At 64.9% G+C, this 19,607-nt stretch carries 21 protein-coding genes; 10 read left to right on the top strand and 11 right to left on the bottom strand.

Translation table 11 applies throughout. The features are described 5' to 3' along the window. Window positions 1-110 precede the first annotated feature (110 nt). Complete coding sequence (locus tag J2X62_RS19525) at window positions 111-1,730, top strand: alkaline phosphatase (RefSeq protein WP_032390572.1); 1,620 nt, start codon at window positions 111-113, stop codon at window positions 1,728-1,730. A gap of 17 nt (window positions 1,731-1,747) precedes the next feature. Here J2X62_RS19525 and J2X62_RS19520 read toward each other — a convergent pair whose 3' ends face one another. Beyond that, on the bottom strand, window positions 1,748-2,314 hold the full coding sequence (locus J2X62_RS19520) for an N-acetyltransferase (protein ID WP_094622710.1): 567 nt from the start codon (window positions 2,312-2,314) through the stop codon (window positions 1,748-1,750). 23 nt (window positions 2,315-2,337) lie between these two features. Continuing rightward, entirely contained in the window at window positions 2,338-3,978 is a 1,641-nt protein-coding gene (locus J2X62_RS19515; RefSeq protein WP_032390571.1) for a GMC oxidoreductase, read from the bottom strand. A 136-nt stretch (window positions 3,979-4,114) separates the two neighbouring features. Between J2X62_RS19515 and J2X62_RS19510 the strand changes: the two genes are divergently transcribed. Beyond that, window positions 4,115-5,065, top strand: a complete 951-nt coding sequence (locus J2X62_RS19510) for an endonuclease/exonuclease/phosphatase family protein (protein ID WP_032390570.1) — start codon at window positions 4,115-4,117, stop codon at window positions 5,063-5,065. On the opposite strand, the gene J2X62_RS19505 is transcribed toward J2X62_RS19510, so the two are convergent. Continuing rightward, window positions 5,062-5,436 (bottom strand): VOC family protein, encoded by a 375-nt coding sequence (locus tag J2X62_RS19505; RefSeq protein ID WP_027498203.1) that lies wholly within the window; start codon window positions 5,434-5,436, stop codon window positions 5,062-5,064. The genes J2X62_RS19510 and J2X62_RS19505 overlap by 4 nt on opposite strands. Before the next feature lie 64 nt (window positions 5,437-5,500). Here J2X62_RS19505 and J2X62_RS19500 point away from each other — a divergent pair, with 64 nt between their 5' ends. Continuing rightward, window positions 5,501-6,499, top strand: coding sequence for an MsnO8 family LLM class oxidoreductase (locus J2X62_RS19500; protein ID WP_032365290.1), 999 nt, complete (start codon window positions 5,501-5,503; stop codon window positions 6,497-6,499). On the opposite strand, the gene J2X62_RS19495 is transcribed toward J2X62_RS19500, so the two are convergent. Next, complete coding sequence (locus J2X62_RS19495) at window positions 6,475-7,410, bottom strand: LysR substrate-binding domain-containing protein (protein ID WP_032365455.1); 936 nt, start codon at window positions 7,408-7,410, stop codon at window positions 6,475-6,477. The genes J2X62_RS19500 and J2X62_RS19495 overlap by 25 nt on opposite strands. A gap of 131 nt (window positions 7,411-7,541) precedes the next feature. Here J2X62_RS19495 and J2X62_RS19490 point away from each other — a divergent pair, with 131 nt between their 5' ends. Next, complete coding sequence (locus J2X62_RS19490; protein ID WP_032381392.1) at window positions 7,542-8,879, top strand: NAD(P)/FAD-dependent oxidoreductase; 1,338 nt, start codon at window positions 7,542-7,544, stop codon at window positions 8,877-8,879. A gap of 13 nt (window positions 8,880-8,892) precedes the next feature. On the opposite strand, the gene J2X62_RS19485 is transcribed toward J2X62_RS19490, so the two are convergent. From J2X62_RS19485 to J2X62_RS19475, 3 genes are read right to left on the bottom strand one after another with little or no spacing between them, the layout of a single operon-like run. Further along, window positions 8,893-9,549, bottom strand: a complete 657-nt coding sequence (locus J2X62_RS19485) for a response regulator transcription factor (RefSeq protein ID WP_032365291.1) — start codon at window positions 9,547-9,549, stop codon at window positions 8,893-8,895. Next, entirely contained in the window at window positions 9,546-10,832 is a 1,287-nt protein-coding gene (locus J2X62_RS19480; protein WP_310182679.1) for a histidine kinase, read from the bottom strand. The genes J2X62_RS19485 and J2X62_RS19480 overlap by 4 nt, the downstream gene beginning before the upstream one ends. Further along, a complete protein-coding gene (locus J2X62_RS19475) occupies window positions 10,832-11,431 on the bottom strand; it encodes a hypothetical protein (protein WP_235579919.1) in 600 nt (199 codons plus the stop codon). The genes J2X62_RS19480 and J2X62_RS19475 overlap by 1 nt, the downstream gene beginning before the upstream one ends. Before the next feature lie 157 nt (window positions 11,432-11,588). On the opposite strand from J2X62_RS19475, the gene J2X62_RS19470 reads away from it, so the two are divergent. Then, window positions 11,589-11,789 (top strand): membrane protein, encoded by a 201-nt coding sequence (locus tag J2X62_RS19470; RefSeq protein ID WP_027498199.1) that lies wholly within the window; start codon window positions 11,589-11,591, stop codon window positions 11,787-11,789. 6 nt (window positions 11,790-11,795) lie between these two features. Here J2X62_RS19470 and J2X62_RS19465 read toward each other — a convergent pair whose 3' ends face one another. Beyond that, a complete protein-coding gene (locus tag J2X62_RS19465) occupies window positions 11,796-12,329 on the bottom strand; it encodes a histidine phosphatase family protein (protein WP_032390682.1) in 534 nt (177 codons plus the stop codon). Then, window positions 12,316-12,858 carry a GtrA family protein gene (locus tag J2X62_RS19460; protein ID WP_057472786.1) on the bottom strand — a complete coding sequence of 181 codons (543 nt, stop codon included), beginning with the start codon at window positions 12,856-12,858 and terminating at the stop codon, window positions 12,316-12,318. The genes J2X62_RS19465 and J2X62_RS19460 overlap by 14 nt, the downstream gene beginning before the upstream one ends. A 62-nt stretch (window positions 12,859-12,920) precedes the next feature. Here J2X62_RS19460 and J2X62_RS19455 point away from each other — a divergent pair, with 62 nt between their 5' ends. Further along, entirely contained in the window at window positions 12,921-14,126 is a 1,206-nt protein-coding gene (locus J2X62_RS19455; RefSeq protein ID WP_057472787.1) for an MFS transporter, read from the top strand. Here the strand turns inward: J2X62_RS19455 and J2X62_RS19450 are convergent. Beyond that, complete coding sequence (locus J2X62_RS19450) at window positions 14,105-14,710, bottom strand: TetR/AcrR family transcriptional regulator (RefSeq protein ID WP_027498196.1); 606 nt, start codon at window positions 14,708-14,710, stop codon at window positions 14,105-14,107. The genes J2X62_RS19455 and J2X62_RS19450 overlap by 22 nt on opposite strands. Before the next feature lie 66 nt (window positions 14,711-14,776). Between J2X62_RS19450 and J2X62_RS19445 the strand changes: the two genes are divergently transcribed. The 3 genes from J2X62_RS19445 (at window position 14,777) to J2X62_RS19435 (ending at window position 16,756) form a co-directional block, all read left to right on the top strand. After that, window positions 14,777-15,418, top strand: a complete 642-nt coding sequence (locus J2X62_RS19445) for a GAP family protein (RefSeq protein WP_161631823.1) — start codon at window positions 14,777-14,779, stop codon at window positions 15,416-15,418. 34 nt (window positions 15,419-15,452) lie between these two features. Further along, a complete protein-coding gene (locus J2X62_RS19440) occupies window positions 15,453-15,704 on the top strand; it encodes a hypothetical protein (protein ID WP_027498194.1) in 252 nt (83 codons plus the stop codon). A gap of 104 nt (window positions 15,705-15,808) precedes the next feature. Then, window positions 15,809-16,756: a CPBP family intramembrane glutamic endopeptidase gene (locus J2X62_RS19435; RefSeq protein ID WP_051365264.1), complete on the top strand. Its 948-nt coding sequence runs from the start codon at window positions 15,809-15,811 to the stop codon at window positions 16,754-16,756. On the opposite strand, the gene J2X62_RS19430 is transcribed toward J2X62_RS19435, so the two are convergent. Further along, window positions 16,746-17,258 carry a GNAT family N-acetyltransferase gene (locus J2X62_RS19430; protein ID WP_032365296.1) on the bottom strand — a complete coding sequence of 171 codons (513 nt, stop codon included), beginning with the start codon at window positions 17,256-17,258 and terminating at the stop codon, window positions 16,746-16,748. The genes J2X62_RS19435 and J2X62_RS19430 overlap by 11 nt on opposite strands. A gap of 75 nt (window positions 17,259-17,333) precedes the next feature. Here J2X62_RS19430 and J2X62_RS19425 point away from each other — a divergent pair, with 75 nt between their 5' ends. Continuing rightward, window positions 17,334-19,481, top strand: a complete 2,148-nt coding sequence (locus tag J2X62_RS19425; protein WP_310182672.1) for a DUF222 domain-containing protein — start codon at window positions 17,334-17,336, stop codon at window positions 19,479-19,481. The last annotated feature ends 126 nt before the right edge of the window (window positions 19,482-19,607 follow it).

Raw genomic sequence — 19,607 nt, 5'->3', positions numbered from 1 at the left:
TTCCCGAGATCGCGGACGGTTACGGTCCTGAATCGAATGGATCTACCGTGTTCATTTCTGCGTCGAATCGATGACGGATGTAGTTTGCCCGGGCACGAGAGTCTCGGGCAATGGTGAACCGAGGTAGCGACGTCAGGATCGGTCGCGACATTTCTCTGCGGGCCGGGGCCACACGTCGACAGTTTCTGACGTGGAGTGCGTTGGTGGGGGCGCTGGCCTTCACGCCCGAGCTTGCGAGGACATCCGCGACTGCAGGTGCGCAGTCGGTGATCACCCCCGACTATCCCTTCCGTCTCGGTGTTGCCTCCGGCGATCCGTTGCCCGATTCGGTGGTGCTGTGGACCAGACTCGCCACCGATCCGTTCGCCCCGCTGGGCGGCATGACGCCCGGTGTGGTGCCGGTCCAGTGGCAGATCGCTGCCGATGAAAAGTTCGGGCGTATCGCAGCGCAGGGGGTCGAGCTGGCAACCGAATTCGACGGTTGGTCCGTTCACGTCGATGTGCGCGGGCTCGAGCCGGCGCGCGAGTATTTCTACCGTTTCCTGGTCGGCCCACATGCGAGTCCCGTCGGTCGCACCAAAACTGCACCCGCACTTGGGCAGCCGCTGAGCACGCTCGATTTCGCCTGGGCTTCGTGCCAGAAGTGGGAGGACGGGTTTTTCGGCGCGTACCAGGACCTGGCGGCCTCGAATCTCGATGTGGTGTTCTTTCTGGGCGACTACATCTACGAGTACGCGATCAAGAACGAGGGTGCGCGGGCGGGCGAGCCGCGCACCGAGTCGGCGGCCCGAGAAACCATGGTGCTGGCCGATTATCGCGATAGGTACGCCCTGTACAAGGCAGACGAGAACTTGGCTGCCGCACATGCGTCGGCACCGTTCGTCTCGACGTTCGACGACCACGAGGTGGACAACAACTGGGCCTCGCAGATCAGCCAGGACAACGACGATCCACGAGAGTTCCTGCTACGCAGGGCCGATGCGTTCAAGGCGTGGTGGGAGAACACTCCGGTGCGCGCGAACCTGCGGCCCGTCGGCCCGGACATGAAGGTCTATCGCCGGTTCTCGTTCGGTGATCTGGTGGACTTCTCGGTGCTCGACACCCGGCAGTACCGCAGCGATCAGGCTCATGGAGACGGTGAGCACGCGCAGGACGCCGAGACGGCGGATCCGGCGCGCACCATCACCGGTGCGGCACAGGAACAATGGATCCTCGACGGATTCGCGTCGCCGTCGAGGTGGAACTTCCTGGCGCATCAGACCGTCATGTCCGATCTCGCGCAGGGACAGGGCAACGACCGGAAGGTCGGCATGGATCCGTGGAGCGGCTACGAAGCGTCCCGGCATCGAATTCTCGACGGAGCCAGGGATCGTGGCACGAAGAACGTGGCGTCGATCGTCGGCGACATCCACCGGACGATCGTCTCGGAGTTGCGACGCGACTACCAGGATCAGGTCTCGCCGTTGCAGGGAGTCGAGATCGCCACCACGTCCATCGCGTCGGGCAAGGACGGTGCCGTCATCGACAAGACCGGTGCTGCGATCGCCGACGGTTCACCCCACGTCAAGTACGGAAACGCCCGTCGCGGCTACCTGCGCAGCACCCTGACACCCACCGAATGGCGTTCGGAGGTAAGGGTTCTCGACGCCGTGTCGACGCCGGGTAAGCCGGTTCGCACGGCCATGACGGTCACCGTTCCCGAGGGGCGGCCGGAGATCCAGCTGGGGTAGCGCCTGGTGCCGCAGGCTCATCCCGTGCCGAATGTTCGGATCATGGACCACACCTCGGGCCCCTCACTCGGTGTGGCGTGGCTCGAAACACGGAACCCGGCCCGCTCGTACAGGCGCACGTTGCGCAGATCCGATGTGTCCAAAGCCAACCCGGAGGCACCACGTTGCTGTGCTTCCTCGACGGCCTTCTCGAGCAGTAGGCCGCCGATCCCGTGCCCTTGCCGATGCGGTTGCACGCCGAGCGTTTCCAGTGTCCATGACCCCGGTGCTGCGTCGCTGGAGGACAGTCGGTCGATCCGATCTCCGTGTAGCTCGATGATCCGCGCGATGGATTCGTCACCGGGTGGAGGGGCATCTACGGGCAGTAGTGCAGCGACCCCGGCGTAGTCGGCGGTGAGCAATACGATTCCGTGTCGATGTGCATGTTGTAGGTACAGCTGCTGGAGTTCCTGCAGCGTGGCCAGGTAGTCCTCGGCCGGGATCACCCATCGCGTCCATGGGTAGTCGGCAAATGCGTCGCGCAGTGTGTCGGCCGCAGGTGCCAGATCGTGATTTTCGGCAAGTCTGGTGGCGGGATGGTGCATGGGTATACCTCTGGAAAGACGGCTCAGCGACCGTCGGCGATGATCTGTGCGACGTTGCGTTCGGCGAGTGCGGTAATGGTCAGTGACGGGTTGGCGGCACCGGTGCTGCCCGGGATCAGGGCACCGTCGACGACGTAGAGCCCGGGGTGGCCCTTGACGCGACCGTAATCGTCGGTGGCGTCGCCGAGTACTGCGCCGCCCAGGGGGTGCGCGGTGAAGGTGTCGTCGACATCGCGGGTGAACGGTTCGGCGGCGACGATGGTGCCGCCGGCCTGCGCCATGCGATTCTGCACGGCGCGTAGGGCTTCGACGGTGTCTCGGCTGCCACCCTTGGGCCAGTTGAGGGTCAATCTGTTTGCGGCGGAATCGAATCCGAAGTTCCCCCGAAGCGGGTCGATGGTCATACCGAGTGAGCCGAGGAAGCCCATGTTCACGGGAACGCCTGGGGTGTACCAGTTCTCGACGGTCAGGGGCAGTCCGGAGTCGTCGACGATGCGGGATGCGCAGGGCGCAGCCTGCGGTCCGGCAGACATCGGTCCGAGGGATCTCGTCATCGAGGCGTCGCCGTTGGTGCCCCAGCCGGTGCCGACGAATTCGTTGAGGTTCGACAATGCTCCGGTGGTGCGTGCGCGCATCAACAGTTCGGTGGTACCGATGGATCCGGCCCCGAGGACGAGGGTGTCGCACGTGAGTGTCCGGGTCTCGACGATGTTGCCGAACGGGTCGAGGCGTTCGATGTCGACGCGGTAGCGGCCGCCGGATTCGCTGCCGATCGCTGCGACGCGGTGGCTGTGGCACACCGTCGCGTTACCGGTGGCTTCGGCTTGGGGGATGTAGTTCTGGGTCAGGTCGTGCTTGGCACCGTTGGAGTTACCGAAAGTGCTTTCCCCGACGGTCGCGGACGGCCGGGAGCGGCCGGCGATCTCGTCGCGCACGACGTTCCAGTTCCAGTTGCCGTCGACTGCTTCGGGGCGGAAGCCTGCACGGCGGGCGTGATCGTCCCAGGTTCGTGAGTGAGCGAAGTTGGGGCTGTTGTAGACGTCCTCGGGCATCGCCGACGGCCGGAGCATGGAACGGGCCTTGGGATACCAGGTGGCTGCCATCTCGTCGTAGTTCAGGCGTCCGCCGAACGAGAGGTCGAAGAATTTTTTGTTCGGTGCGATGGTGACGCCGGTGTACACAACGGATCCGCCGCCGACGGCCGCGCCGCGCCAGACCGAGAGGTTCTCGTAGCGGGTGGTGTCGAGGACACCGCCGAAGAGATCGACCGGTCCGACGGGGAGACCGGTGATGTTGGTGAACGAGTTCTGCTGCCACAGTCCGCGGCCGTCGGCCGTCATGTCCGCCGTGAAGATTTCGCGCCAGGGGTCGCGCGGCCAGCGCAGTCCGCGCTCGAGGACGGTCACCGCGGTGCCGGCCTGGGCCATGCGTAGGGCGGCGGCGCTCGCTCCGAAGCCGGAACCGATGACGATGACGGGCGAGTGGTCCGGTGGCCGGGGAGGGTCGGCGAAGAGTTCGGGTACCAGCGACCGGATGCGGTCTGCTCCGATCGGCAGAGCGCCGGCGACGGGGGATCCGGCCAGTCCGGTCGAACTCAGGACCGGGGCTGCAGCGGCACCGAGCATTCCGGCAGCGGCCAACCGCAACAGTTGCCTTCTATTCACGGCAGTACTTCCCCCTCGGACACCTCGCGGACAGCGCTCCCGATTCTGTCGTGTTTGCGACAAGAAAGCCAACGGTCCGGTCGTATTTCGGGACGGCTCCCAGCTCGGCCTCAGGTTTGCCTGCCAGACTCCGCTCATGGTGTCGGCATCGGTGGCTGTATTACTGCTCGTCGTGGCGGTTATCGGGGTCGTCGCGCACCTGGTCGACGGACGTGCGCAGCCGATGGCGGTCGCTGCGGCTTTGGCACATGTCCTCATGCTCGCGGCCGTCCCCGGAACTGTGTTGGCTGGTGTGGCCTTCGGTGGGTGGGGGCTGACGGCAGGATCGGCGGTCTCTGCCGCGGCGGTCGCGACCCAGTTCCGGCTCGGCTACCGCCGCGTCGCCCGGAGGCCGAGCGAGTCGGACCTGACGGTGTTGCACGCCAACATCTGGCTGGGCCAGGCCGATCCGGATGCGTTGATCGCGCTCGTCGAACACCATCGGCCGGATGTGCTCACTCTCGTCGAGCTCACGCCCGAGGCAGATGCGAGTCTTCGACCCAGGCTGTCCGAGCTGTTACCGCACGCCCACGTCAGCGCCGGACCCGGAGGCAACGGAACCGGCATCTACAGCCGATTTCCTCTCGCCGACGAGCAGCGGCACGACGGCTTCGTGACCGAACTGCTGTCGGCTCGGGTGCAGATGCCGGGTCGGCCGCTGGTGTTCGCGGTGCATCCTGTTCCTCCGTGGCCGCGGGAGCCGTCCGAATGGGTACGTGAGCTCGGGCTGCTTCGGCAGCTGCTGGCCAAGATCCCCGCCGACGACGGACCCGTCGTGGTGGCCGGGGACTTCAACGCCACGCAGGACCACCGGCGCTACCGCGACCTGCAGGACGGCCGATTCGTCGACGCCGCGGTGGCCACGGGAGCAGGCATGCTCAGGACGTATCCGGCGCACACCTGGCACCCGCCGGTCATTGCCATCGACCATGTTCTGGTGGCAGACATGGGGGTTCGTTCGGTCGAGGCCGTGACCGTCCCCGGCTCCGACCACCGCGGCATCCTGGCGCGATTGGCTTTCTTACCGAACCAGGGCTTTCCGAACTAGGGCTGGGCCGGCAACTGCTGCAGCGACCACTTGTTGCCGTCGGGGTCCGCGAAATACACGAATGTTCCCCAGCCCTCGTCCTTCGGCTCCTCGACGGTCAGGCCCACCGCGGTGAGGTGGTCGTAGGCCTCCTGGGCACTGTCGACAACCATCAGAATGCCTGCGCCGGCACCGGGTTCGGCGTCGGTGATGCCCTCGCCGATGGCGATGGAGCACGCCGATCCCGGGGGAGTGAGTTGGACGTACCGAATGCCTTCCCATGGGCGTGCGTCGTGGTCGGCATCGAACCCGATCGAGGTGTAGAACTCCTTGGCGCGGTCGACGTCGGTGACAGGGACGGTGATGAGTTCGATCTTCATGGTGAGAGTCATGAAGCAATGATGAGCCCCATTGCGGACACATTCAGTCCGCGATGAGCAGGTCGTTCCGAGAAATATGCCCGACGCCCCGCCGGTTGCAGCAGATGTGTTCTTCTCACTGCTCGACCGATCCCGCACGAGGGCAGGCGTCGACGACGCCGCAGCGCTCCGTCACACCGTCGAACGCGGCGTGCACGCCGAAAAGCTCGGGCTGCACCGGTTCTGGGTGGCCGAGCATCATGCGGTACCCGGCATCGCCTCGGGCGCGCCCGCGGTTCTCGCAGCGGCGGTGGCGTCGCAGACTTCGCGCATTCGCGTCGGATCCGGCGGGGTGATGCTGCCCAACCATCAACCGCTGATCGTGGCCGAGCAGTTTCTGATGCTGGAGTCGCTGTTTCCGGGTCGGGTAGACCTGGGCGTCGGGCGGTCGCTCGGGTTCACCGAGCCGGTGCGCGCTGCCCTGCGTCGAGACCGTGACGCCCCGGATACGTTCGAGGCCGACATCGCCGAACTGCGGTCGTATCTGGACGGGTCCGGTCCTGTGACTGCGCGGCCGGCAACCGCGCCGCCGCCGATGTTCGTGCTCGCGACCGGTGCCGGTCTCGAGGTCGCTGCCCGCGCCGGGCTGCCGGTGGTCGTCGGTGGTCCGGTATTGCGCGGGGACGACCCATTGGCGCTGTATCGCAAGCACTTTCGGCCGAGTTCGCAACTGTCGGAGCCGTACGTGATCGTCTCGCTCGATGTGACGATCGCCGCGGACGCGGCAGACGCGCGCCGTCTCGCACTCCCGGAGGCATGGGCGATGGCGCGATCGCGGCGCGAGGGTGAATTTCCGGCGCTCGAACCCGCCTCGTCGATCGACGAAACGCGGTGGACGCCGCGCACCCGAGATCGGATCAAATCCTCGTTGGACGCAACCATCCTCGGCACGGCCGAGCAGGTTCGGCCCCGGCTCGACGAGCTGATCGAGCGCACCGGAGCGGACGAGATCATGGCCTCCACGTCGACGTTCGACCGGGCCGAACTGTTCGCCGCGGACGCCGCTTTCGCTCAGCTCTCCGCCGCTGTTTCTTGAACCGGAGCTGTGGGCTGAACCGGAGCTGTCGGCTGGGCCGGTGCCGTATCTGCCAGCGCGGCAACCAGATCGCGTTGAATGTCGGTGGCCGGCACGGTCGCGTCGACCACTGCCGAGACGGGTAGTCGCAGCCGACGGTCGGCCTCGGTGCGAAAGACGAGGCCGGTTTTGGGTGTGCTCTCGGCCGTGCTGGCGTAGAGGATCGACCAACATTGCGGGTGGTTGAGCAGTTCGGCGCTCGCGGTGTGATCGGACGCCACCGGCGGGCCGAAGGTCAGTGGAAGCCCACTGCGTTTCATCTCGCGTTCGATGACGCGGTGCAACAGAATCTGCTCGCTTCGTTTGGGTAGCAGCAGTGGGTATTCGGCGAGTTGGCTCAGGCTCGGGTTGGGTTCCCCGGCCAGGGGATGGCCCTCTGCGAGGACGACGACGAGGTCCTCGGTCCACAGTTCGGTGACGTGCAGACCGGAGCGTTCGACGCTGCCGCGGATCAGTGCCACCTGGCAGTCACCCGACGTCACCGCTTCGATCTGTTCTGCGAATCGTTTGAGAACGAAGTCGATCTCGGCGTCGGGATGGCGTTCGCGTACCGCGACGATTGCCGAGATGGCGTTCGCGGCGAACGTCATGTTTCCGGTGAGGCGGAGTTGGTTTCGACGCCTGGTCGTCAGCGCCAACGCTGCCTGTTCGAGCTCCACCATGTGGCGGGCGATGGACACCAATTGTGCTCCGACGACGGTCAATCGGACTGTGCGTGAGGTGCGCTCGAACAGCGGCTCACCGATCTCGCGTTCGAGCTTGGAGATCTGCAGACTGATCGCCGATTGCGAGACGTAGCACCGCTCGGCGGCACGGGAGAAGTTGAGTTCTTCCCCGACCGCGAGGAAGTACTTCAGTTGCCGCAGCTCCACGGCGACCTCCATTCATGAGTTCTGCTCATGGATGCTATTTCAACTTTCGCGTTGATAGCGCAGGAACGGCGGAGTTTCATGGAGGTAGTTCTGCGATCTACAAGAAATGTGTGCTCGGAAAGGGAAGTGCTGTGAAAACGTACGACGTCGTCATCGTGGGTTCGGGATTCGGAGCGTTGGCCGCGGCCAAGGCTCTGGGCAAGGCCGGTGTGACGTTCTCTCTGATCTCCAGCACCACCGAGCACCTGTTCCAGCCGCTCCTCTACCAGGCAGCAACCGGGATGATCTCGACGGGCGAGATCGCCCCGCCGATCCGGCGCATTCTCGCGCAGTACGACTCCGCCGACGTGCGTCTGGGCCGAGTGGTCGACGTCGATCCCGAAAGCCATCAGGTCACCTACGTCGGTGGCGGCGAACGCCACACCATCGGTTTCGGTCGCCTGATCGTCGCCACCGGAGCCACTCAGGCCTACTTCGGCCGCGACGAGTTCAAGGACCGCACCTTCGCGCTCAAGACAGTCGACGACGCAATCGCCCTGCGTGAGCAGATTCTGAGCTGCTACGAAAAGGCGCACCAGACCACCGATCTCGACGTACGCAAGGAGCTGCTCAGCTTCGTGGTCGTCGGTGCAGGCGCGACCGGCGTCGAACTGGCCGGCCAGATCAGGGATCTCGCGCACCGGTACTTCGCCGGCTCGTTCCCCGATATCGGACCCGACGACGTCACGGTCACCCTCGTCGACGGTGTGAAAGAAGTACTCCCCGCTTTCGGCGGCAAGCTCAGTGCCTATGCCCGCACCAAGCTGGAGAAGTCGGGCGTCGACGTCGTCACCGGCGCCATGGTGACCGATATCGCCGACGACGTCGTGACTGTGCAGGACGTCGACTCGAAGACCTCGCGCACCTACCCGGCCAAGACCGTGATCTGGTCGGCCGGCGTTCAGGCCAGTGAGCTGGCGGCGACGATCGCCGATCGCACCGGGTGCGAGACCGATCGGGCCGGTCGGTTGCTCGTGCACGACGACCTCACCGTCGGTACCGCGAAGGACATCTACGCGATCGGCGACGTGACCTCGCTGCACAAGCTGCCGGGACAGTCGCCGGTCGCGATGCAGCAGGGCCGCCACGTAGCCAAGACGATCATCGGGAAGGTCGACGCGGGAACGCCGTTCAAGTATGTCGACAAGGGCAGCATGTCGATCGTGGGCCGATTCAGTGCGGTGGCTCGACTGTTCGGCAAGGTCGACATGTCCGGACCGATCGCTTGGTTGATGTGGCTCGCGGTGCACCTGATGTACCTGGTGGGCTTCCGCAATCGTTACGTTGCAGTGGTGTCGTGGATGACGTCGTACATCGGCGACAAGCGACCGCACTTTCAGTACACCGACAAATCCGGGTCGATGCTGGAACTTGCCGACGAGACATCGGACAGCGAGACATCTGACGACGAGGAACGTTCAGCGGCTTAGGGTTCGGATAGGCCTAGCTGCTCACCAGACCGTTGCGGTAGGCCCAGATCACCACGTGCACTCGGGTGCTGACCTCGAGCTTGCGGCAGATGTTCCCGATGTGGGTCTTGACCGTACTCTGCTCGAGTCGCAGTGATCGGGCGATCTCGCTGTTGCCCAGCCCTGTCGCGAGCAATTGCACCACCTCCATCTCCCGGAGACTCAGGTCATGTTGTGGGGCAGTGCTTCTCGCCGATCGCTGTGGTGCCCCGCGTCGCGCGAACTCCGCCATCAACCGCGGGGTGACGCGCGGCGACAGGGCCGCTCCGCCGGCGGCGACGGTCGTCACGGCGTCGATGAGCTCGTCCGGATCTGCGTCTTTGAGCAGAAATCCGGATGCACCGCTGTCGAGTGCGGCGAACACGTACTCGTCGAGATCGAAGGTGGTGACGACGATGACGCGAACATCGTCGAATCGCGCCAGGATTTCCCGTGTCGCGGTGAGTCCGTCGCCGTTCGGCATCCGAATGTCCATCAGTACGACGTCGGGCTGCAGCGCCGAGACCTGTTGAACGGCATGACGTCCCGACGAGGCGTGTCCGACGACCTCGATGGTGGAGTTGCCGGCCAGGAACAGCTCGAATCCCTGCCGAACCACGGGTTGATCATCGACGATCAGTACTCTGATCATGCCGGTACCCCGTCGGGGCGAGAGATCTTGCCGTCGACCGGTAGTTGCGCGCGCACCACCCAGCCTCTGCCTTCGGCGAGCTCGTTCGGCCCGGCCTCCAGCGTCCCGCCGAAGAGGGCTGCTCGCTCCCGCATGCCGGGAATACCGAATCCCTGACCCGAGGAATCGTCATGACCGGAGGTGGGGGAAGCAATCGTGTTGGAAACGGTCACCTCGACATTCGCGGCTCCAGTGCTGACCTGGACCAGCGCGGCGCAACCGGGCGCGTGGCGTCGAGCATTGGACAAGGACTCCTGCACGATGCGAAAGCACGTCAACTGCACCGCGCTGTCCATCCGGGCTGCGTCGCCGGTGACCTCGAAGTCGATGGAGGCGAACGACATTCGAGACTGTTCGACGAGGTCGGTGATATCGGAGATCATGGGCTGTGGTGCGCCGCCGTCATTGTCGGTCGGGCGCAGGATGCCGACAATTTGGCGGAGACTGTCGAGGGTGCGTTGACCGTGTCCGATTGCGCCGGTGAGTAGTTCGCGTGCCTGCTCGGGGTCGCTCGTGATGAGAGTCCTCGAAGCCTTGGCCTGGATGAGCATGCCGGTGAGGTGATGGGCTGCGACGTCGTGCAATTCGCGCGCCATGGTGCGCCGCTCGTTGTCCAGAGCTGTCTCCAGGCGTTCCCGGTGCGCCGATTCGGCCCGCCCCAGTGCCGCCTCGCTCTCCAGTTCCTGGGCCCGGCCACGTGCGATGTATTTACCCAGCGCGATGAGCACCGTGTAGTTGATGGCCAGGTTGGCGATCTGTTCGGCCACCACTCCGACGGTGCCGCCAGGTCCGGCTGCGGCGTCGGGAAAGGACAGGCGTGTATCGACGCTGACCAGGATCTCCAGTATCAATCCTGCGCCGAGGGGAACGAATAGTCGAGGGCCGCTCACGCGAATTGCCAACGCGGCGATGGCGAACCAGTACAGGGGAGTGAAACCCAAAGTGCGCTCGGGTAATACGAGGATGAGTGCGACGCTGATCGCGACCACAGCCGAGTACGAGAAGACAGGGTAGGTCCGGCGGACGCAGGTCGCCGCTGTCATCGCCAGTACTGCGACGACACTTACCGTGATCAGGGCCGGGCTCTCGACGAGTTCGTCTCTGGTGTCGCCGACCATGCCCGTCGAGAGTTGGAATGCGGCGTAGACGACGGTGGCCAGCAGCATCTCGACGGGCAGGACCACCGGATTACGGGGCCGCCAGGAAGGGCGGAACGTGTTCGGTATCCGGGACCTGCCCATCATCAGCGTCGACTCCGTTCTCCTGCAGTGTCTTTCGAGACTACTGCAGTATCTTTCGAGCGCCCAGGGCTCTTGGTTCCCAGCACCCACAGCGGTCCGGTGACGAACCAGAAGAACGTGATGACGCCGAGCGGTTGCACCACTGTTTTCAACGCTGCTGCCTGATCCGAGTCTGCCACGGTGGCCGCCAGCACGTAGGTGATAGCCAGTGCTATTGCCGCAGCGCACAGCCATTTCACGAATCCTCGGATCTCGTTGCGGTAGGCCTGCGGTCCGGTCTTGGGTGGCGTGGACGGTGCCGGTCCTCCCGCAAACCGGTGGGCGAAGCGCACGTCCAGCCAGGCCACAGTGGAGTGTGCGAACACGAGGGTCCAACCGAGGTAGATACCGGCGAGACGGTGAGCGAACTCGACCTCCCCGCCGCGATGCAAGTCGACGGCGACGGCAGCGACGAGGACGAGGTCGAGGATCGGAAGCAGAGCCAGCACGACGGTGCTGGCTCGCCGCATCCGAGCCAGGTAGCGCACGCACAGGCCGCCGAGGACCAGCACCCAGAACCCGACTTCGCAGACGGCGATGGTGAGCAGAATTGGATTGTCCATGGGCCGATCTCACGCGAGTCGACTCTGATGCGACACCCTGCCGAGGCGTCGTAGCTGGTGATTCCTACCGACGTACGACGCGGCGGTCCACCGAAAGTCGTAGTAGGCCGCGCTAGTGTGGAAATTACGCATACGGGACACGAAAAGGGAGTCGACGATGGCAGGCAAGAAGATCGACAGAGTCCATGCACAGTCCGCGCTGGAAACGGTTCGCGAGAATCCCGGTATTGCATTGATTGCCGCCGCACCTGCATTGGTGGTGCTCGCGGTGGTGTGGTGGCTTCTCGGGTTTCCCGCCGCGCTGATTCTTCTGATCGCCGCAGGCGGTGCCGGCTACCTGTATCTCCGGAACCGTTAGTCGGGTCTACGCGCCGTCGGAATCGGCGCGGGGGATGCAGAATTCGGTGATCGTGGCGGTACTTGCTGCCAGCTCGGCCCAGCTGCATTCGGTGGTCAGCACAGCGATCGCCGAGGTGGGAAAGCGGTGTCGCACTTCGCGGGCCACGTCGGTGTCGTCGTCGACGGCCAGTTCGAGTGCCGTCCACGGAATTCCGGGCTCGTGTCCGACGACCAACAGTGTCGAGACAGTCACGTCGTCGAAGTAGGTGTCCGCCAGTTTGATTTCGTCGATGATTTCGTCGGCCGAACCACCGTAGATGTCTCGCTCGAAGCGGGTGGGTGCATCGCCGAGGCCGGTGGCGGCCAAGGTCTCGCGAGTCCGCAGAGCCGTCGAGCACAACACGGCGTCGACGGAGCCGACGTGCTCGGTGATCCAGGCTCCTGCCAGTCCTGCTTCCCGTTGGCCGCGTGGAGCCAGTGGCCGCTCGTGGTCGGGCACGCCGTCGGGGTAGCCGGATTTGCCGTGCCGCATCAGCACGAGGGTCCTAGTGGTCGCCATGCCGTCCACCGTAAACGGTCAGGGCAACCTCGTCTTGAACGACGTTCACCGGCTCGGGGAAAACGAACTTCCGCATTGCCCACCACCGGAAGGCGGTGGCGAGCAGGGTGCCGACAATGGAGCCACTGACGAAGTCCGCGATGTTCTCGGTGATGAAAGACACGTTGGGAGCGCGCAGATCCAGCACGTAACTCGACACCCAGAGCGGCAATTGGTTGATGGCCAGACCGGTCCCGGCGACGGCGAAGAACAGCGCTGCTTCGTGATGGCGACGTCGTCCGCCGCGGGCAGTGAACGACCATTCCCGGTTGAGAACGTACGACACGATCGTCGCTATCAGCACAGCCAGAACATTGGCTGTCACCGGCTTGTCCTGCAGGATCGTCCACTTCAAGCCGAAGAACAGCACGACGGTGACGACGAAGGTGATTGCTCCGACGATGAGGAACTTCAGAGCCTCGGCGTGCTTGACGAGGGGCGCGAGCCAACTCTCGGGAACGTGGTCGGTGAGGCGGTCGGACACATGCATCCCATCGACGTTACCTCGAGTAACGGGTTGGGTAGTCCCATCAACGATAGGCTCGCGGCACTATGGGCCGCCCGAAAACCAGTGCTCGCTTGTCCGTTCTGATCGTCTTCTTCGTCAACGGCGCGGTGTTCGCCAACTGGGCACCCCGCATTCCCGAGATCCAGAACTCGTTGTCCATCGATGTTGCCACGCTAGGTCTCGCACTTGCAGGGGTCGGTGTCGGCGGGCTTGCCGCAGCACCCGTTGCCGCCGTGCTGGTTCACCGATTCGGCAGTCGGTGGGCTGTTCTCGCGTCGGGACTCTTGTTGTGCGGTGCGTTCGTGCTCCCCGCTGTGGCGGTGTCGTGGTGGACGCTGCTGGCAGCTCTGGTCCTGCTCGGCGGGGCCGACGCGGTGATGGATATTTCCATGAATGCTCAGGGAGTGCTGGTCGAGGAGCGTGCGGGTCGATCTCTGCTCAGTGGCTTTCATGCCGCGTGGAGCGTCGGGGCGGTGGTGGGCGGAGTGGCGGGTTCTGCGGCCGCGGGTGCTCGCCTTCCGGTCGCAGTGCACTTCGCCTGCGTCGCCGTGGTGCTGGTTCTTGCGCTCGCGGCGGTCGGCCGGGGTCTGTTGGGTCCGGATGCGCGGCCGGATGAGTCCGCCGACGGCCCAACTCCTCAGCCGGCCGTCGGCCGTCCGATTGCGGCGCTGGCCATGCTCGGCGCGGTAGTTCTGCTGGCCGGCCTGATGGAGGATTTCCCGCAGTCCTGGAGCGCGGTGTACATGACGACCGAGCAGGGGGCCGGTCCTGGCGCTGCCGGTCTGGCGTTCGTCGCGTTCTCGGTGGCCATGTTGGTGGGACGCCTGGTGGGTGACCGGATCGTAGATCGGTTCGGACCGTCGTCGGTACTGACGGGTGGCGCAGCGCTGGTTGCGGTCGCATTTGCGGGCATCGCGGGGCTGTCGGTGCTCGCCGTCGACGTGCCTGTTCTGGTCATTGCCGCGTTCGCGGTCGCCGGCCTGGGGTCGAGTCCGCTGTTTCCCATCGTGTTCAGCCTGGCCGGACGGCTTCCCGGCGTCTCGTCGGCTGCGGCGATCTCGACCGTCTCGCTGATCTCGCGTGCCGGATTTCTGCTGGCACCGTTGGTGGTCGGGCGGGTCGTCGAGGCATCGGGCTTCGGGTCGGTATTGGCCGCGATCGCTGCCGCGGGCGTCGTGGTCGCCGTGATCGGGTGGCTCTACGGCCGCAAATTTCCCGTGGACTCGGTTCAGGACTGCGGCTCCAGATAAGTGCGCAACAACCGACGTACCTCGTCGGCCGTGAGTTGCTCGGGATACGTCACCGCCTGCAATGTCAGTCCGTCGATGTAGGTATGCAGTTCGGCCGCGGCATATTCGTCGACGGTGCTGTCGAATGTGAATGCGGGGGAGTTCGGTCGATCGAGATCGTGCAGGTGCGCCCACGCGAGCCGACAGAGGTAACGGCTGCCGAACCACCCGGCCGTCTTGAGGGCGGCTAGTCGCTCGTCGAATCTGGCACGCACGAGCGCTTCCAGCCACACCGATGCCTCGGCGCGGCGGTCCTCGTCGAGTGGCAGTAATTCCTCGAGGACTCGGATCGCGCGAACCAGGCCGTCACCGCCGGCCGGATGTTCCTCCAACCGATGTACGACGCGTTGCGTCATGGCCTCGGCCGCGAAGAGGACAAGTTCTCCTTGATCGGAGAAGTAGTACCGCAGTGATCCAGGGGAGACGCCGGCTTCGGCAGCGACGCTGCGTACCGTCGCCCCGTTCATTCCTGCTCGTTCGATGACGCGCCACACGGCGGCGACGATCTCCGCTCGGCGTGCGTCGTGGTCGACGATCTTCGGCATCGGTCTGTTCTAGCACGAGAGCGTTTTTTCGACACGACTGTGCTGAAACCGTGTTACGGTACAGCTGTGTTATTTAAGCTCGCCGGGCTTGCGCTGGTGGACAGCATCGGAGTCGGGACACTTGCAGTTCCGTTGTGGATGATGCTGCGGCCGTCGTTTCGGGCAGGTGTCGTTCTGCTCCATCTGTGTGTGTTGGGGCTGCTGTACCTCGGGGTCGGTATCGCCGTCTGGGCGGCCTCCGACGGCCTGAGGGTGGCGATTCCTGGTGACGCGTGGATTCGGTTGGCGGTGGGTGTTGTAGTCCTGCTCGTGGGGGTGGTCTGCGACCGTCGGCGTCGAGTCCCCAGCAGTGCGTGGTGGACGCGGCCCCCGGGAAGTGTTCGCGGGGTTGTTCTGCTCGCGGTCGCTGTGGGCGCGGTGGAGGTGGCGACGATGCTGCCCTACTTTTCGGCAGTTGCCATCGTGGGAGATGCGGACCTGGGGCGGTTGTCCTCGGTGTCGATTCTGGCGGCCTACGTGCTTGTGATGCTGTCGCCTGCCCTCGTCCTGCTGGCTGTCGGAGTGGTTGCGCAGGAGCGTATTTCGTCGGTCACGCGACCGCTGGTGCGGCGCGTGGACCGTTGGACCGGCGACGTAGCGGCAACGGTGTCGATCGTGGTGGGCGCGCTACTGGCCGCGAATGCGGCGATCGAACTGAATCTGGTCTGACCTGGTTGTGGTCCGAATCGATGAAAGGGAAGCGATGAAGGTACGAGAGGCGGGCAGCATCGTCGTGATCGTCGTCGGAGCTGTGCTGGCGCTGTTCTTCTGGGACCTGCAGTTCTCCTGGTTCCAGGGCGGCCCGATCGGCTGTGTTCTGGTGGTGCTCGCGATGGTCGACGTATGGGAATCGCGTCGCGGCACCCCGAGGAAGGGGCTGCTCGCGGAACTGCGAGACGACATCGTCGGCACGAAAGATTCGAGCGATGAGTCCGACCGTGACACCCGGCCGTGAGTGGCACCGCCGGTTCGTATCGCCGGGACCATACTGATTTCTCGGCCGAGGCGTGATAAACAAGCTGTTCGGCGATCTGTATCGAGCGGAATGGTGGTGGTCTGGTGACGACCGGTGTCGACGCGGGTCTTCGTGCTCGCTCGCCTCGGCGTGGTCTGACCGCTGCCGGTACCGCCGTGATGGTTGCGGCTCTGGTGGTCGGGTGGGTCGTCGTGTATTTCATCGGCTTGGTGGGTGCGCTGTGGCGTTTTCGTGAGCCGCATGCGCCGGCACCGATCCTCACGATGCACGATCAGTGGACCGATCTCGCGGTCGGCGCACTGCAGGTCGTTGTGGGGGCGATCGCGATCGGCGCGGTGCATCTCGCGCGGCGACGGACTTTGCCGGCGGTGCTGCCTCTGCGGCATGGCTCCGCGCGCGAGGCTGCGTTGACTTGGTGTGCTGCGATCGGCGCGGCGTCGGCGATAGTGCTCGTATTGTCGCGACTGAATATCGTCCGGTTCGGGTTCTCTATCCCTGCCTCTGTCGAATCGGATTGGCTTGCAGTCGTTTCCGCGCTCGCTGTCGGTCTGAGGGAGGAGCCGATTCTGGTGGCTCTGCCGGTTCTGCTGTTGGTGGGCAGGATGCCGATCTGGGCGATCATGGGGTTGTCGGCAACGTTGCGGGGCTTCCTGTACCTGTATTTCGGCGGCGGCGGATTCCTGTGGGCAGCCATATGGGGCGCGGCGGCGGTGTGGGTGTATTACCGATATCGGCGATTGTGGGTGCTGATCCTCATTCATGGATTCGTGATGAACATCCAGGTCTTCGACCGGGTGATTCCGTCCGACAATTCGGCGACGGTGCTGCAGTGGATCAACATTTTGATCCTGTTCGCGGCCCTGCTGTGGTGGATCACGCCCCGCGCCCTCGATGCGTTCCTGCCGAACACGGTGGCTGTCCGTTCCAACGATCGGGCTGTCGACACGACGCCTGTGGTGACCGACGTCGTGCTGAATCCCGAGAACGCGAACTCCGACCGATCCAGAAACGAACCACCCGTCAAGCCCTGACCATGCGCGCCTCGTGGCATTCCCACGTCGGGTCGAAGCGGGCTTCGCCGTCCAGCTCGAACCCGTTCTTGCGATAGAAGGCGATCGCGCGCTCGTTGGCGGCGGCCACCCACAGATACGCAGCGGGAGTGTCCTCACCTAGTGCGTCGTTCATCAACGCCAGTGCAATGCCGGTGCCGTGGTGTTCGGGCAGAACGTTCAACGACCACAATTCCCTGTGTGCAGGCGGATTTTCGTCGCGCGGGGGTCCTCCGGTCGCGAAGCCGACAATGCGTGAGTCGCCAACGTCGACTGCACATCGGGTGCGAACTCCACGCGCCGACGACTCGTCGCGATGGGCGATGATCTGCTGCCACCGTTCGATGCGTTGCGCGGGCCTCATCGCATCCAACTTCGCACCGTTGATCATTCCCGCATACGTTGCCTTCCAGATCGCAACGTGTGCTGTACCGATCTGCTGCTCGTCGCCGGGCCGGATGTCACGAATCGAGTAGCTGCGCATGGTGCCGTTATACCGGCCCGAACTCGGTGACCGAATCGAATTTTCTTGTCGGACCCCTCTCGTACTATCGAATACATGTTCGATACCGGGGGGTGGGGAGCGGTGGAGACGCCGTCGGTCGATGACTGTATTGCGGGGTTTCTCGATGTCATCGCGCTCAGCCGTGTCCAGGAGAATCTTGCCCGGGCGGGGACCGTCCTGGCGTACTGCGACGTGCTCGAAATGCGGTTGGAGGCTGCCGAATCCGACGGTGGGGACCCTGGCGAGACCGTTCGCGGCGCTTTGTGCGACTTGGCCGTGACGATGACCGGCACGCGTCGCGATGCGTCGGTGATGCACGATGTCGCCGAGCGTTTACATCGAATGCCGTTGACGGCCTTGCGTTTCGTGACCGGCAGCTTCGACTGGTCGACGGTGGTCACCATCACCTCGGTGTTGCATCGCGCCAGTGACGAGACCATCTCGACAATCGAATACGAGGTCTGCGCCGCAGGGGGCCGAATGCGTCCGCAGGCCTTGCGGAACCGAATCTGGCGGTTGTGGATGAGGGCCGATCCGGACGGCGCTGCGCAGGCTCGCGAGACCGCGAAGTCGGAGGAAGTCGGAGTGCGGATCGACCGCACCGGTCCCGGCGGTATTTCGTCGCTCATCGCGAAAATCACGCATCTCGAGGCGGCCGAAGCGGATGCGCTCATCGTCGAGATTGTGGGGACTGTCTGCAAGGACGATCCGCGGTCGACGGGGATGCTGCGGGCGGCGGGACTGATGGCGTTGCTACACGGCGAACATTCGCTGGCCTGTCAGTGCGATCTGGGCGACGACTGCCCGGTTGCGGGTGGCACCGATGATCTCCCTCCTCGGCGCGGGCATCTCCTTCAGATCGTGGTGGCGGTGGAGACGCTGCTGGGACTGTCCTCGGATCCCGCGTCCTTGGCGGACGGGACGCCCATCGATCCGGAGGTGGCGCGCATCGTCGCCACCGACGCGAAATGGCAGGCCATGCTGACCGAGTTGGTCGACATGCTCAAACCCGACGGAAACAGTTCCGACGACGACGACGGCGACGACGGCGACGACGGCGAGGGCGGTGAGGGCGGCGACGGCCCTGAGGGCGGTGAGTGCGGCGACGACGACGAGGGCGACGACGGCCCTGAGGGCGGTAACCCGAAAGGTGGAGGACCGTCTGGCAGAGGGCCGGATGACGGTGACCCGAACGACGTGAATCCTGATGGCAAGTCCGGCCCTGACGGCGATTCCGGTCCCGACGGCGATTCCGACGGCGACGCGGGTCCAGGCGCCGGCGACCAGGACGACCGTCGCGGAAGAGGCCCGGACGGCGCTGGAGGCTCGCAGCGCGGTGAGTGCAGCGGTCGAGACCCGGGCAGCAGTAAGTACCCGGACAGCGGGCACGACCCAGGCTTGCGGTTGTCGACCGGTTTGTTGCTACGTCGAGTGGTGGGCATCGGGCGCGTGCGCGCTGCCGGCGAGCTTCCGTCGATACGCGGGTCAGGTGACTGCGCGAATTCACCCGCCGTCCCTGTGCTAGGGGAGGAGTCTGTCCGCGATGGGCTGGTCGCGCGGTGGCTCGCATGGATTGCCGAGAAGCCCGAGCGTGCTCGGGGCATCTTTCCCGACGGCCACGGCGGGGAGCGCAGTCCATCTCAGGCTGCGGTGACCTATCGACCCAGTGCCCGCGTCGCTGCTGTCGTTCGGGCCGCGTATCGCACGTGCACGTTCCCCCGTTGCGACGTGCCGTCGGCGCGGTGCCAGATCGATCATCTGGTGCCGTTCGACAAAGACGATCCGCGGCGGGGAGGTTGGACCATCGTGACCAATCTTCAACCGGTGTGCGTGTTCCATCATCAGGCGAAGACCTCGAAAACGTGGTCGGCGGCGATGGTGGCCGGAGGGGTGATTCTGTGGTCGAACTCGCTCGGGTTGCGCTCGATCACGTTGCCGGACTTCTCGATCGGATCGCACGCGGGTCGCAGCCGACGTCCGAAGCGGTCTTCAGGGAAGGAGACGTCCCTGTCCGAACCCACCCGATGGGAACTCGACTACAGCGGGTCCGCAGCCCCAACGCTCGCGGACTTCCGTGCTGCCTCGACGGACATGGCGAGGAAGCGGCTCGCCGAGAAGAGGCGGGCCTATCTCGAACATTGCCGCGTTGTACACGCACGCATACGACAGGACTGGAGTCGATACGATCCCGCGCCCTTCTGACGCCGGGGCTGCCGGTGCCCGATAGGTGGTCAGGGCCACGCACCTGCTACCTTGAACGCCGTTCAAGTATCTGGGGCAGGTGATCGCCCCTTCCTCGAGGAGCCACCGTGTCAGGTATCGACAGCA

The organism is Rhodococcus sp. 3258, assembly GCF_031456475.1.
GTDB lineage: Bacteria > Actinomycetota > Actinomycetes > Mycobacteriales > Mycobacteriaceae > Rhodococcoides > Rhodococcoides fascians.
This window is presented reverse-complemented; position numbering and strand designations above follow the sequence as displayed.